Origin of the sequence: Curtobacterium sp. Leaf261, from assembly GCF_001422205.1 — a bacterium.
In the GTDB taxonomy this organism is placed as follows: Bacteria; Actinomycetota; Actinomycetes; order Actinomycetales; family Microbacteriaceae; genus Curtobacterium.
The window spans coordinates 16,867-31,377 of sequence record NZ_LMMJ01000010.1 but is presented as its reverse complement, the minus strand read 5'-3'; the positions used below and the strand labels follow the sequence as shown (position 1 = coordinate 31,377).

Annotated in this window: 11 protein-coding genes; 6 read left to right on the top strand and 5 right to left on the bottom strand. The window is 64.5% G+C overall.

Annotation, left to right across the window (positions count from 1 at the left end; genetic code table 11):
* Positions 1–30 precede the first annotated feature (30 nt).
* From ASF23_RS17940 to ASF23_RS13385, 5 genes are all read right to left on the bottom strand, one after another.
* Positions 31–1,782, bottom strand: coding sequence for an ATP-binding protein (locus ASF23_RS17940; protein WP_082474167.1), 1,752 nt, complete (start codon positions 1,780–1,782; stop codon positions 31–33).
* Entirely contained in the window at positions 1,779–2,993 is a 1,215-nt protein-coding gene (locus ASF23_RS18400; RefSeq protein ID WP_156364524.1) for a hypothetical protein, read from the bottom strand. The genes ASF23_RS17940 and ASF23_RS18400 overlap by 4 nt, the downstream gene beginning before the upstream one ends.
* Complete coding sequence (locus ASF23_RS13400; RefSeq protein WP_055954569.1) at positions 2,990–4,087, bottom strand: type I restriction endonuclease; 1,098 nt, start codon at positions 4,085–4,087, stop codon at positions 2,990–2,992. Before ASF23_RS13400 ends, ASF23_RS18400 begins: the two co-directional genes overlap by 4 nt.
* A 50-nt stretch (positions 4,088–4,137) precedes the next feature.
* On the bottom strand, positions 4,138–5,502 hold the full coding sequence (locus tag ASF23_RS13395; protein WP_235510898.1) for a hypothetical protein: 1,365 nt from the start codon (positions 5,500–5,502) through the stop codon (positions 4,138–4,140).
* Between the two features lie 506 nt (positions 5,503–6,008).
* Positions 6,009–6,587, bottom strand: a complete 579-nt coding sequence (locus tag ASF23_RS13385; RefSeq protein ID WP_156364522.1) for a hypothetical protein — start codon at positions 6,585–6,587, stop codon at positions 6,009–6,011.
* A 162-nt stretch (positions 6,588–6,749) separates the two neighbouring features.
* Between ASF23_RS13385 and ASF23_RS13380 the strand changes: the two genes are divergently transcribed.
* From ASF23_RS13380 to ASF23_RS13355, 6 genes are all read left to right on the top strand, one after another.
* Positions 6,750–7,334 (top strand): hypothetical protein, encoded by a 585-nt coding sequence (locus ASF23_RS13380; RefSeq protein ID WP_156364521.1) that lies wholly within the window; start codon positions 6,750–6,752, stop codon positions 7,332–7,334.
* 176 nt (positions 7,335–7,510) lie between these two features.
* On the top strand, positions 7,511–8,590 hold the full coding sequence (locus ASF23_RS13375; protein WP_156364520.1) for a LacI family DNA-binding transcriptional regulator: 1,080 nt from the start codon (positions 7,511–7,513) through the stop codon (positions 8,588–8,590).
* A gap of 134 nt (positions 8,591–8,724) precedes the next feature.
* Complete coding sequence (locus tag ASF23_RS13370) at positions 8,725–10,089, top strand: ABC transporter substrate-binding protein (RefSeq protein ID WP_055954556.1); 1,365 nt, start codon at positions 8,725–8,727, stop codon at positions 10,087–10,089.
* Positions 10,090–10,099: 10 nt separating this feature from the next.
* Positions 10,100–11,059 carry a carbohydrate ABC transporter permease gene (locus tag ASF23_RS13365; RefSeq protein ID WP_235510897.1) on the top strand — a complete coding sequence of 320 codons (960 nt, stop codon included), beginning with the start codon at positions 10,100–10,102 and terminating at the stop codon, positions 11,057–11,059.
* 40 nt (positions 11,060–11,099) lie between these two features.
* Positions 11,100–12,014: a carbohydrate ABC transporter permease gene (locus tag ASF23_RS13360; RefSeq protein WP_082474166.1), complete on the top strand. Its 915-nt coding sequence runs from the start codon at positions 11,100–11,102 to the stop codon at positions 12,012–12,014.
* Positions 12,015–12,262: 248 nt separating this feature from the next.
* Positions 12,263–14,428 (top strand): beta-galactosidase, encoded by a 2,166-nt coding sequence (locus ASF23_RS13355; RefSeq protein WP_055954553.1) that lies wholly within the window; start codon positions 12,263–12,265, stop codon positions 14,426–14,428.
* Positions 14,429–14,511 lie beyond the last annotated feature (83 nt).

The window sequence follows — 14,511 nt, the reverse complement described above, 5'->3', positions numbered from 1 at the left end:
AGCGCGAGGCGCGCTGTTCTCTGCAGGATCTCATCTTCGCCACACGTCCGTTACATCTTTGAGAGACAACTCCAGCCATCGCTTTCGCCATTCCTGCAGGAACGGGACGTCAGCTGAGGCGGGAAGATCAGCGATATCGTCAACCCGCACTAAAGTTGGCATCGACACCGCATCACCAATTATTACCGCTTCCTGCTGCTCTAAACTCGGCAAACCTGCGGTCCACACCGAAAGCTCGTCCGGAAGCAGGCGCCGAACGTACTGTTGATCACTCGGATTGGTGAGTCGCATAACGATGAAGTTGCTACATTGAGAAAGCACGGTCTCTGAGATCTCCGAAGGTCGCTGGCTCACCACCATTACAGCAACCCCATACTTCCGTCCTTCTTTCGCGACCCTCTCGATCGCTTTGCGCGCTGGAGCAAATCGCGCCGCGTCATTTCGCGAGACGTAGTTATGAGCTTCCTCGTACACCAGTAGGTAGGGCAACTCGGAACCGGCCTCAATACTTTCCTTCTTGCGCAGAAAGCAAAAAGTAAAAATCAATCTGGTCACAAGCGCAACGACAATGCTCAGCATCTCAAACGGTACTCCACTGAGATCGATAATCGTCACCTTCGTTTGTGCGTTATTCGAATAGCCTGTAATATGGGACAAAATCTCCGCGAAGTCAGCCGTTCCGTAGACCTCCCCCGAGGCGGAGCGAGGAGACAGAATGAACGCTAGGCGCGGGTCGTCTAGGGTCGCCTCTAGCCGCATCAATAATCGATTGAATTCACCTCCGAACGGCCCATTTGACGCCCTCGTCGCGTTAGCCGTACTCGTCTCGATGAAGTTGAGTCTTTCCGTGAAATAACTATCTTCCCGTGAGGTGATCAATCGTCCATCGGTCAATTTCGGGAGGCCCTCGCCGACGATCTTGCTGATAACCTCTGAATTTAAGTTCGAAAGATAATTCACGACTTCTCCGAGGTCGAAGAACACGGGCGAATCATAGGTACGAGCGTGTGGGTCGAGTGACGGGTTGTGCCGACGCTTATTCAGAATGACCGCACGGCGGAATTGGGAAACCTGATTGTGAGAGTTTTGTTCATTGCTCTCGATGAACATACTCTCTAACTCATCGGCAGTCAGCAGCCAGTACGGTAACGCCATGTCGTCGACCTGAATGGTTCGAGCGTCAGGGAACGCAGATGAGTATTCTCCATGCAGATCGAACATCACAGAGTGGGCATTATTCAAAACACCGTCTTCAGAACCGCGGATACCAGCTTGGATGACTGCTGCAACGGTAGAACTCTTGCCGCTTCCGCTAGAACCAAGAATCGCAACATGTTTCCCAAACAACCTGTCGCCATTCACACCGACTTCCACATTTGGGTCTTGAACAAGGTGACTGAAGACAAGTCTCTTAGGGGAAACTGGCCCGCCGTAGATAGAGGTGAGTGCCTCTTTGCCCACAAGAGTCACTCGCTTCGGCGGAATGGTTATCTGGTTCCCCCCACGCGTGAACTTGCCGTTGACCATCCGCCCCATAGGCTGCAGCGAAAGTGTGAATGTTGGACTCGTTGGCCCCTCTTCAGCTGGACCAATTCGATCCCGAATTCTATAGCTCTGGACCGAGGCAACCAGCCTGGTACCGGCGTCATCCTCGATCGCCAGAAGCGCACCAAGCTCGAGACTTATCCCGCTTCGTTCATATTCATCTGTTGATTCGATCTCGAGTTCAATCAGGTCCGGCCCGATATGAGTAAGTTTTGCGTAGTCGGAAAGATCGATCATGAAGAACTCCTGATGATACTGTTTATCTCATCGAGCGTGAGGGAATCACTGCCGACGTAGTCTCGAGCAGACACCAACTGGGCCACCTCTGACATCTGCCCGGAGGCCGCGACGAGGACATCGAGCGCGAGAATGTGTCCCGAATTGCGCAACGAGTCCAGGGTTACTACCCTGATCGCGTGACTGACGTGTACTAGCTTTGTGCCGGGCTTATTGACGGTCACGACTGGATCGATTTCAAATAGGGTGGCTGAGAACCCGAGCCATTCGAAGCCGTCGTTAAAACTGAGCCCGTGCTGCACTAGATACCTCTTGACAACTAATGCGACGGCGCTATCGGAGCAGATTATCGTCCACGGCTTGGTACCCACGAGAGCGCCAGGACCGAATTGTTTCGTAGCTAGCTCGTGCACAAGCGGCTGCAGACCCCCGTCGTTTAGCGACGCCCCGTCGAGGCAAAGACCGCGGACTAACGTGGCCCGCAAAGATCGCCGGATCCGCAACATCGCCTTGAGCGAACGCACCCACTGTTCTCGCGACTGCAGACGAGCGTGCCAGCCACTCCAGAGCTGCTTGCGCCTGTCCACTTTGTTTATAAACTCTTGTCTACCGATCGTGCGCTGACGCACATCGCGGGTCATCGCGATTTCGGCTATAACAGCGAGAGCAGTCGGATATAGTAGATGTTCGCACTCGTCATCAGTGGCATCCGTTGACGACCCGATCATTGCCATGACCTCCCGTCGCTGGGTCTTTCTATCTGGACCTTGAGAGATCTCTAACCGATCCGCGAAGCCTTGGATCACCTCCTCGTTTAGGGGTACCCAGTATCGGCGAATGCCACCACGAGACCGTTCGGTCAAGCAGTCCATGACCTCCGCAGTAGTCAGCGAGGTACCCAGGTTCTGTGATGCTTCGTAATGGGCGTGAAGTGTGAATGACTCCGCGAGGCCGTGTGCGTATGCGAAAAACATCTCTTTGATTGGATCACGCAGAGATTTGAGCCCATTGAAGCGAGCGGCCTCATGGTACTTCACTTGAACGGCGCGCCGCTCGTTGTTGATGTCAGTGATATCGATATCCTCTAGGCCCTCAATGACGAATTGATCATCGTCGCTTGAGCCCAGAATCCGCTTGATCGAATAGTCGAACTGGTAGACGTATCCCGCAATAGCTGGGCCCGCCCACCGGTTGCTAGGCGATGCAATCAAGCGATAACGCTTCGAACTGCCCTACGAATGATCTCAGAAAATTCATAGATATCTTCGAGTGCATCGATCGGGTGCTTCGTCTCCACTTTATTCTCGTCAAACAGGCCGATGTACTTCTGCTTCTTGCCGTTGAACCACAGGCGGGCGATGGGCTTGCGGTTGTTGTCGTCGAGCAGGATCGCGAAGTACGACTTCTGGTCGCGGTGCGCCACCCGGTACGGCTTGACCTCGCTACACGCGATCGCTTTGACGATCTGGTACCCCTCGAGCTCCTCCTGCGTGGTGACCACGTCGGACGCCTGCTCGAGGTTCTCCTCAGCGGCACCCTCGCTCTGGATCGTCGCCGCTGGGGCTTCCATCTGCGTACTGCCGACGAACGACGAGCCGAGAGCGGTCTTGAGCCGGTCGTTGACCTGCTCGTTGAGGAACTGCTTGATCGCCTTGGCGACGAGCGGCCCGAACTGCTCGCGGACCTTCTGCGTGTACGAGCCGTCATAGACCCTGGTGGTCAGGAACTTGGCGAACTCGTCGGACGGCTCGCGGAGCTGCGCAGACAGGGCTCGCTTGAGTGAACCGACGTACTTCAGCTCCTCTGCCGCGTTGATGACCGAGTCGAGGTCGAAGTTCTCCTTGCTCAGCTTCTGGAGCTCGGTGAGCAGCGTCTCGTCGATGTCCCCGAGGTCGAGCACGAGGAACGGCTTCGCGTCCATCTTGTTCGGGGCATCGAGGTCCGTGTAGAAGTTGTAGACCTCGCCGTTCGTCAGCACTGCGATACGAGCGTTCGTGACGGAGAAGTACCGAAACAGCTGCGATGCGTGCTCGATCTTCAACGGCTCGGTCGACTTCTTGCACTCGATGAGGATCTGCACTTCGCCGTCACGCATGATCGCGTAGTCGACCTTCTCGCCCCGCTTGACCCCAACGTCTGCCGTGAACTCCGGCACGACCTCCAACGGGTTGAAAACGTCGTACCCGAGGATCGTCGAGATGAAGGGCATGACGAACGCGTTCTTGGTCGCTTCCTCCGTCTGGATCGCCTCGCGCTGATTGCTGACCTTGGTCGCGAGTGCCGCGAGCCGTTCTTCGAATTCCATTGCTTCCCCTAGGTAGTCCCTCGTTGAGGGTAGTTGAGAGTCTGTCGGCATCACAGGTGCGGTGCCACCCCCGAACTGGATCTTGTGCCACTGCGTCCATCACCTGTCGGACGTTCCGCGAGCACGTGAAGCGCATCCAGCAACACCGTCCCGCTCGGAACCGGGAACAGTTCGACCTGCCCGCCATCCATCGGTCGAACACGGAAGTACCCGGCATCGCCGGCCGCAACGACGTCGACTCCGCGGCCCGCCCCGTCGCGCCACACGGTGATGCGAACCCACGCCGGCTGAGCCCAGAGCCTGCACATCGCCCAGTCGTCGATAGGTGACGGCCCCTCGGGTGCGCCTGGTTCATCGACGCGACGATCGACGAGGTCGGCGGGCAGCCTCAGCCGGGTGTCATTCCCGACCGTCCATGCTGGCGAGAGGCCCATCCAGGCGACCAGATGGCCCGCAGCACGGCCCAGACCAACCCGGTCGAACAGCGCTGGCTCAGATCGTGCACGACGCTGAGGGAGCTCGGCGACACTGGACTCCCCGCGGACAAGTCCCATCGTGCCGTCAGACCAGAGCGTCCATGAGATCTCTAGGCCTGCATGACGGGCCAAGGCCCCGAACCGCGCGGACGGCCGTTCGAGGAGCCGGGCGATGGCCAGCCCGTCGTTGACCGGAGCACCGAATCGGTTCGTGAGTCCGAGTTCACGTAACGACATGCCGTCCGCGCTCCTGCGGTCGGCGCCGCCGACCATTCCTCTCGCTCGGATCGCGAAGAGATGCTGCAAGGTCGAGTCGTTCATGAGCCACCGTCCGACGGGCCGTGGCTGCGCACCGGGCACTCCCGACAACGACTCGTACGACTCGTCGAGACGCGCGGACACCCGATCGTCCAGAGCAGGTTCAAGGACCGGGTCACTGTTCATCGCGCGAGCTCCAACGGACAAGGAGCGATCGGACGGGGAGTCCCCGGGCGCGATCACGATGCTCTCGGCGATCGCTACGAACCCAGAACGGAAGTACTCGAACTCGTCGACCGAGACACTCGCCGTCAGGTGCACCTGTTCCCGAGCCGTCACTGTCATCCACTGCTGCACAATGATCCACTGGCCGGCCTGCTCGTAGGCGTACCAGATGCATCGTCCCGGGCCGCCGAGCCGTTCGTCGGGTGTCACATCGAGCACCTGCGTCCGCGGCCGGATCGCGATGACTGCGGCGATGGTCTCGGCACACACCGCGTGGATCGGAGCCGGACGCGGAACTGTCGAGACCACGACGTTCGGGCGGAAGGAGCCATCGTTCCGTGCTGGCGTTGCAGCACCGACGATACCGAGGGGTGAATCGATCGCCACCCACCCATCGGGCACGGGCACGGTGACCGGCCCGACGACGAGGAAGGCAGCGGTTCCAGTCCCGGTCATCGGGCGGACTCCGCGCGATACCAGCGAGGCTGCAGCCATCGGGGCGTCCCCACGAGGAGGGAGTACAGCCCGATCGCCGCAGTGACACACGCAACGGCGAAGAATCCGAACGGGATCCAGCCCATCTCCTCCGGAAGGATCGAGAACAACGCTGCCGCGCCAGCAAAGACACCCGCGACCCCGTACCAGGCTGCCGCGAGCATGAAGGACGGGACCATCATCGACCTCGTCCATGAACGCCAAGTGCCGGCGTACACCGGGATTCCCACAGCAAGGAAAACGACACCCACGATCCCGGCGACTACCGCCGCCATCATCCGAAGAGGTCTTCCACGTAGAGCGCACTCATCGCCGCGAGCATTGGCACTCGCATTCCCGGCCGATGATCCTGTCGCAGCACTGCTTGCGACGCTCAGGTGACACGCGTTCGGGAACAGGCTGGCCTGCTGCAGCGCGGAGCATGGCATTGTGCCCGTCACACCCATCGACAGGAAGTCGCCGCAAGGTCACTTCCAGGTCGGGTTTCCTGCCGAGCAGATGAGCCCGAAGGTGGTGAGCGCGTGCCCACTGGCCAGCATCGAATTGATGGAGCCCGCCTGGTTGATGTCCTTCCAACCGGAGTTCCAGGACGTGCTCAGGGAACTGGCCAGGCCCGAGACGTTGTGCGCTGCGACACTGTTCGATGTCGAGACCGTGACCGACCAGACGTGGGAACCCGGCCGACCATGAGACTCGTAGATGGTGTAGCCGGTGCTGAACTTGCGGTTGGAACGGTTGCCCGCAACGTTCGCAGTCCCACAGTTGCCCACGACGGTTCCGCGTTGGCTCGGCGCAACGATGCCGTCTTTGGCCCGAAGAACGAGGCCGGAGGGGAATGTGACGACGTCTTCGCCAGCCTTCGTCGTGCGGATGTCGGCGCCGGCCGATTCCGCGACGGCGAGATCGATCCCGGTCACGATCAGCGGTGTGGTCGCTTCGGGCGACGTCTGATCCTGGGCGCTGGCGGATGCCGGCGAGATGAGCGCAACGGCAGCCACCGCACAGAGCAGGGTCGGCACCGTTATCTGATGACGGATCTTCAGCACGAGAACTCCTTCGTTTGTCGAGGTTCGAATCCTGTCACTATGAAACTTTGGATGTCAATGCATTGAATAAACATTACGTGTGAATGGATTGCGTTGGAGCGCTTGAAGACCTTGGATCGAACGAGGCCGACAGCAGTCGGCGTGATCGAGGAGGGGCCATTGATGCAGACCACGGATGCACACGGGGAGGGGCCGCTGACGGTGTGGCCGAGGGAAATGCTCATCGCGGAAGACCGCCAGGACAGCCGACTGCTGAGCCTGCTCTACGCACGCGACGCCTGGGGCATCTCGCCGTCGACGCCGCTCCCCGAGACCCTGCTCAGCAAGCCGCGACCGCAGCCGAGCCAGCCCGGCATCGACCGCGCGACGCTGACCGCGCGGTGGGACGACGACTGGCAGGCGCTGATGAACGGCTTTCGAGCTCGGCCAGACGACACCTCGTTCAGCAGCTTCTCCGCATGGGTCCGAGCGCTGCCGCAGTCCTGGGCCCTCCAGTTCGAGGACGTCTGGGACGACGTCGCCTTCGAAAGCTGGCGCGACGAGATCTCCCGGCCGGGCGAGGGTGACTTCGCACCGACAGTCATCCCCGACCTCATCGGAGCGTGGCGCCGAGGCCTCCGGTCCATCACGGTGCTGCCGTTCGCAGCAGACTGGGTCGTTCCCGTCGGGACATCCGAGCTGTTCGTCTCGCAGCCGATGCGAGATGACGCCGAGGCATTCGGGCGTGTGCTCCGGGACTTCGGCTGAACGGACAACCACGCGGGCGTCGTGGCGATCGTGCTCGTCGCAGCCAGGAACGCGAGGGAGACCTGAGCCTCACCCAGCATTCACGGCTGGCGGTGTTGACTACGTAGTCGGACCCGTGTTCTACTGCTCTGACGCAGCGCGGCCGCCCCCGGCCCGCGACCCCGAGGAGCTCGACGATGAGCAACACCACCAGCGCACGCCGGCCCCGCGCGACGTCGATGATGGACGTCGCCGCGCACGCCGGGGTCTCGCAGAAGACCGTCTCCCGCGTGGTGAACAACGAGCCCCACGTCACCGACGAGATCCGCGCGAAGGTCACCGCCGCGATCGCCGAACTCGGCTTCCGCCCGAACGCCGCCGCCCGCTCCCTCAAGGGCGCCCGCTCCCGCCGCATCGGCATGATGACCCTCGGCACGGCGCTGTACGGTCCGGCGTCGATGGTCGCGGGCGTCGAGCACGAGGCCCAGGCACGCGGGTTCGCCCTCACCGTCGTCCGGGCCGAGGGGACGGAGAAGCCGGAACTCCAGACCGCCCTCGACTCCCTGATCAGCCAGGACGTCGAGGCGATCGTCGTCTCGGAGCCGATCGACCACCACTTCCCCGAGCTCGACATCCCGGCCGAGCTGACGATCCTCACCCTCGGGACGCTCGAGATGCCCGACCGGCAGAACAGCCTCGCGGTCGGCCTCGACGAGGTGGGGGCCGCCCTCGCCGCGACCGAGCACCTCCTCGCCCTCGGCCACACCGACGTCCGGCACATCGCGGGCCCGTCGACGTGGACCTCGAGCGCCCGGCGGACGACCGGGTGGCGGAATGCCCTGCTCGACGCCGACATCGAGCCGCAGCCCGTGGTCGAGGGCGACTGGTCGCCGCGGGCCGGGTACGACGCGATGGACGAGCTGCTCGCCCGGGCCGGCCGCGGGCGCCTCCCGGACGTCACGGCGGTGTTCGTCGCGAACGACCAGATGGCGATCGGGGCCATGGCAGCCGCGCAGCACCACGGCCTGCGGGTCCCGGACGACATCAGCATCGTGGGGTTCGACGACCACCCCGTCGCCGAGTTCCTGACGATCCCCCTCACCACGATGCGGCAGGACTTCGACGAGGCCACCCGCCTCGCGATGCACCGACTCATCCGCACGCTCGACGGCCACGCGCCGATCGAACGGGAACGGATGGTCCCGGCCCAGCTCGTGGTCCGCGCGACGACGGCACCACCGCCACCGAGCCGCCCGCCGCTCCACGCGCTCGACTGAGCGCCTCCCACCCAGGCCGAACCGTCCCTCCAGGCCGATGCACAACTCGACCAGGTCACCGAAGTGAGCGCTCACCCGAGCGCTCACCAGAGCGCGAACCCTCCCTCTCCGCCACCGACGTCAGGAGAAGCACCATGACCCCACCCCCATCCGCATCACCACCGGGCGGACGCCCCGCCCTCTCCCGGCGGGACCTGCTCCGCTGGGGCGCGACCGCCGGCGGCGGCCTCGCCCTCGCCGGCCTCCTCGCCGGCTGCTCCCCCGAGAGCACGGCGAAGGTCGCCAGCGGCGCCGTCGACCTCTCGTTCTGGACCCACGACCCCGGGTACGAGAAGTTCTTCACCAAGGCGCTCCCTCTGGCGGCGAAGAAGTCCCCGTTCACCTACAAGCTCGACATCACGACGATCGCAGCCGGCGACATCCCGACGAAGCTCATCGCCCAGGCCGTCGCGAACACCGGGACGCCGGACGTCGTCGGCCTCGAGATCGGCGCCTTCTGCCGGATGCTCCGCGGCGACATCGCGTCAGAGCTCCTCACCGACCTCGGGCCATCGGTCGTGAGTCAGAAGGACGACCTCATCTCGGCGCGGCTGACGCCGTTCTCGAAGAACGGGCACCTGTACGCGCTCGACTCGGACACCCCGCTCTGCGTCTACTACTACCGCGAGGACCAGTTCCGGGCGAACGGCCTGCCGACCGACTTCGAGACGTGGGAAGACCTCGCCGCGGTGGGCGCGAAGCTCCACAAGGACAAGGGCGCGTCGATCCACGCGGTCGCCGTGACCGACCCGGGCGGCGCGATCCAGAACTACCAGATCCTGCTGCTCCAGCGCGGCGGGGACCTCTGGGACGCGGACGGCGGCCTGTCGATCGAGACGCCGGAGGCCGAGCAGACCCTGGCGTTCCTCGCCGACGGCATCCAGTCCGGCGCGATCGCCACGGTCGCGGACATGTACGGGCCGAGTCTGCAGGCGGGGCTCAAGAACAACTCGATCCTCGGCGTCGACATGCCGTCCTGGTACGCGAGCTACGGCATCAAGCCGAACGTGCCGGAGCAGACCGGCAAGTGGCGGGTCCGGAACCTGCCGGTGTTCAAGGACGGCGGCAAGGCCACGAGCGTCGGCGGCGGCACGGGCTTCGCGGCCCTGCGCAACAAGCCGCTGTCCAAGGCCGGGGTCGACCTGGTGCTCGCCACCTACCTCGACAAGGACCAGCAGGTGAAGCGGTACGAGGACCTCGGCTACCTGCCGACGCTCCGCTCGGTCTACGACGACCCGCGGCTGGCAGCCCTGCAGGACCCGTACTTCGGGAACCAACAGCTCTTCGGCGTCTACAAGTCGATCATCGACGACGTCCCGTCGCAGCACCAGAGCGCCGACGCGGCGATCCTGCAGACCGTCCTGAGCGGTTACCTGATCAAGGCGTACAAGGGCCAGCTCACCCCCAAGCAGGCGCTCAGCGCGGCTGCATCCGACTTCCGCGGTCAGACCCGCGCGTAGGGAGCGAGACATGTCCACCTCTGCCGCGACCGGCATCCCGGTCTCCGCTCAACCCGATCCCGCCGCCGACACCGGCAGCAGGACGAAGCGTCGCCGCCTGAACACGAACGGCGGGATGGCGCCGTACATGTTCATCGCGCCGTTCTACGTCCTGTACGGCCTGTTCATGATCGTCCCGGTGGGCGCCGCCATCTACCTCTCCCTCACGGAGTGGGTCGGCCTCGGCGCCCCGGAGTTCGTCGGGTTCACCAACTACGCGAACCTCTTCCGGGACACGAGCTTCGGCACCGCACTGACGAACTCGCTCATCTACACCCTGATCGCGGTGTTCATCATCGTGCCGTGCTCGCTGCTCGTCGCCCAGGCGCTCAACGCCAAGGGGCTCAAGGCGCGGGATCTGTTCCGGGTCACGTTCTTCATCCCGATGGTGCTCTCGCCGATCGTCATCGCGCTCGTCTACAGCCTGATCTTCGACACGAACTCGGGGCTGCTCAACGCGACCCTGAAGGCGCTGTTCGGACTCCCGAACACCGACTGGCTCGGCGACCCGACACTCGCGAAGGGCGCGATCGGCTTCGTGCTCCTGTGGCGCACGGTCGGCTACCTGACGATCTTCTTCCTCGCCGCGCTGCAGAACGTCTCGCCCGAGCAGTACGAGGCGGCGTCGCTCGACGGCGCCGGCCCGGTCCGCAAGTTCTTCTCGGTCACGCTGCCGGAGATCCGTCCGGTCACGAGCTTCGTCGTCGTCACGAGCTTCATCAGCGCCGCGCAGATCTTCGACGAGCCCTACCTGCTCACCCAGGGCGGGCCCGGCGAATCGACCCTGAGCGTCGCGATGTTCATCTTCCGCGCCGCGTTCCAGCGCCAGCAGTTCGGCTACGCCGCAGCCGCCGGTGTCGTCCTGTTCATCGTCGTCTTCGGGGTCAGCCAGATCCTCAACCGCGCACTCGCCATCGGGAGGACCGACTGATGCCCGCACTGCTCACCGAGACCATCGGGAGGACCGACTGATGACCACCACGACCCACACCGAGAGCATCACCACCGCCGGCAGCAGCGGTCGCAGCGGTCGCGGACCGAGGACCCACGCCCGGAAGTCCACCGGCTGGATCGCCCGCCGCGGACTCCTCTACGTCACGCTCAGCGTCCTGCTCCTCGTGTTCGTGTTCCCGCTCGTCTGGGCGATCTCCGGGTCGTTCAAGAACCGCGGCGACATCTTCTCGAGCCCGCCGACGCTCATCCCGAGCCCGGCGACGATCGACAACTACGTCAACCTGCTCACCACGCAGCCGTTCTGGAACTGGTTCGCGATCAGCATCGGCACCGCGCTCATCGCCACGACCGTGTCGGTGTTCGTCTGCGCCATGGCCGGCTACGGGTTCGCGAAGTTCCGGTTCCGCGGCAAGCGCGTCCTGTTCACGGTGATGTTCTCGTCGCTCTCGGTGCCGTTCGCCGTGATCCTCGTGCCGCTGTTCATCCTCGTGGTGAAGTCGGGCCTCTCCACGCCGTGGTTCTCGCTCGTCGTGCCGTGGGTCGCCCCGGCGTTCGGGATCTTCATGATGCAGCAGTTCATCGTGCAGTCGATCCCGGACGAGATCATCGAGGCCTCACGCATCGACGGCAACTCCGAGTTCGGCACGTTCTGGAGGGTGGTCCTCCCCCTCCTCCGCCCCTCCCTCGGTGCCCTCGCGGTGTGGGGGTTCCTGCAGACGTACAACTCGTTCCTCTGGCCGCTCGTACTCATCTCGAACTCGGACCAGTACACGCTGCCGCTCGGCCTGAACTCCGTGTTCGCCTCGGAGAACCGCTCGTACGACCTGGTGCTCGCGGGGTCCGTCCTCGCGTCGGTGCCGACCATCCTCGTCTTCCTGCTGCTGCGGAAGCAGCTGCTCGACGGCCTGACCGCGGGTGCGGTCAAGGGGTGAGGAACCGGTGACCACCTGACGGACTGGAGGGACGGTTCCAGTCCGCACCGTCCCTCCAGTCCGACGACCTGACGGACGGGAGGCGCGGTTCCAGCCCGCACCGTCCCTCTCCCCACCGACACGGCCGGACCGCCGCTGGCGCGTCGCTCCGGAACCGGCGGCGTGGGCCCAGTCCGCATCCGGATCCGTCCGGATCCCCGCGACCGCACCTGCTCGCAGAACCATCAACGACCTCCAGAAGGAGCACCATGCAGCACCTCACCGAGTCCGTCCGCTTCGGCGCCGCGTACTACCACGAGTACCAACCGACCACCGGTCTGGCCGAGGACATGCGCCTCATGCAGGAGGCCGGGTTCACCGTCATCCGCGTCGGCGAGTCGGTGTGGTCGACATGGGAGCCGGAGAACGGGGTGTTCGACCTCGAGTGGCTCGCCCCCGTGCTCGACGCCGCCGAAGAGCACGGCATCGGCGTCATCCTCGGCACCCCGACCTACGCGGTGCCGATGTGGCTCGCGCGACAGTTCCCCGAGGTCAACGTCGAGCGCGGCAAGTACCAGCCGATGGGCTGGGGCGCACGCCAGGAGATCGACTACGCGCACCCCGCGTTCCTGTTCCACGCCGAGCGGGTCATCCGGAAGATCGCCGCCCGGTACGCCGACCACCCCGCCGTCATCGGCTACCAGGTCGACAACGAGCCGGGCAACGAGCTCATCGCGAACCCGCAGGTGTTCCAGAAGTTCGTCGACCACCTGCGGCACACCTACGGCAGCGTCGAGGCGATCAACCGCGAGTGGGGCCTCACCTACTGGTCGCACAAGCTCTCGACGTGGGCGGACCTCTGGACCCCCGACGGCAACGTGCAGCCGCAGTACGACCTCGCGTGGCGGAAGTTCCAGGCGTCCATCACGACGGACTTCATCGCGTGGCAGGCCTCGGTCGTCCGCGAGTACTCACGCCCCGACCAGTTCGTGACGACGTGCATCGCCTACGAGCGGCCCACCGTCGAGGACGACGCCCTGACCGAGGCGCTCGACATCACCGCGGGCAACCCCTACTACCGGATGCAGGACGCCCTCGAGCTCCCCTCGACCGAGGACACCGAGCAGTACTGGACCTCCTCCGGGGCGTGGACCCTGATGGCGTCCGGCGACCGGATGTTCGGGTCGAAGCAGGCACCGTTCCTCGTCACCGAGACGAACGCGCAGGCGATCGGGTTCTCGTGGTCGAACGAGCCCGCGTACGACGGGCAGTGGCGGCAGGCGGCGTGGGCCCTCGTGTCCCGTGGTGCGACGATGATCGAGTACTGGCACTGGCACACGCTGCACTACGGCGTGGAGACGTACTGGGGCGGGGTGCTCCCCCACTCGCTCGAGCCCGGGCGGACCTACGGTGAGATCGCCACGATCGGCGCGGACTTCGCTCGCGCCGGCGACCGGGTGACCGAACTGCAGCCGCACTCGGACGTCGCGCTCCTGTTCTCGAACGAGAGCAAGTGGGCGTTGAACGAACACCCCGCGCTCGGTCGAGGTGGGGTCGAGCCGGACCGCCGGTCGTTCCAGACGGTGTTCGACGCCTTCGCCCGGGGGACGTTCGACGCGGGGCTGCAGACGAACACGGTGCACCCGTCGCAGGTGTTCGACCTGGATCCTGCCGCGTTCGCGGCGGCGCACCCGGTGTTCGTGGCGGCGGCGTTCACGATCGCGACGGATGCGCAGTTGCAGTGGCTCGACGCCTATGCGGCAGCGGGCGGACATCTGGTCGTCGGGATCCGGACCGGGTACGAGGACCAGGAGTCCCGTGCGCGGGTGGAGCGGAAGCCGGCGTTCCTGACTGCTGCGAGCGGCATCCACTACGACGAGTTCAGCAACCTGCACGTGGCGGTGCCGGTGGTGGCCGGGGCTGGTGCTGGTGCTGGTGCTGGTGGCGCTGACGGTGCTGGTGCCGGGGCTGGTGCTGGTGCTGGTGCTGGTGCTGGGTTCACGGTTCCTGCGGGTGCGACGGGGACGCGGTGGATCGACGGCGTGCAGGTCGACGACGCCGAGGTCCTCGCCGGGTACGACCACCCGCACTTCGGCAGGTTCGCCGCCGTCACGACCCGTGCGCACGGGGCGGGTCGGGTCACGTACGTCGGCACGGTGCCCTCGATCGACCTCGCCCGGGCGCTCATGGACTGGGCGGTCTCGGTCGGCGCGGGGACACCGTCGTGGCAGCCGCAGGTCGACACGCAGTCGGTGTCGAGCTCGGTGAACCGGCACGGGGAGACCGTGCACGTCGTCCACAACTGGTCCTGGACACCGAGCACCTTCACGCTGCCCGGAGCTGCGGACGACGTGCTCGGGGACGGTGGTGCGCTCGACGCTGGCGCGGAGATCAAGCTCGGGGCGTGGGACGTGCGGGTGTTCGCCGCGAAGTAGGCCCCGGCTGCTGCTCGGGTCACACCAGCATCGGCGCATCGCACCACTGATCCCCGGTGGTGCGATGCGCCGTTCGTGGTGCC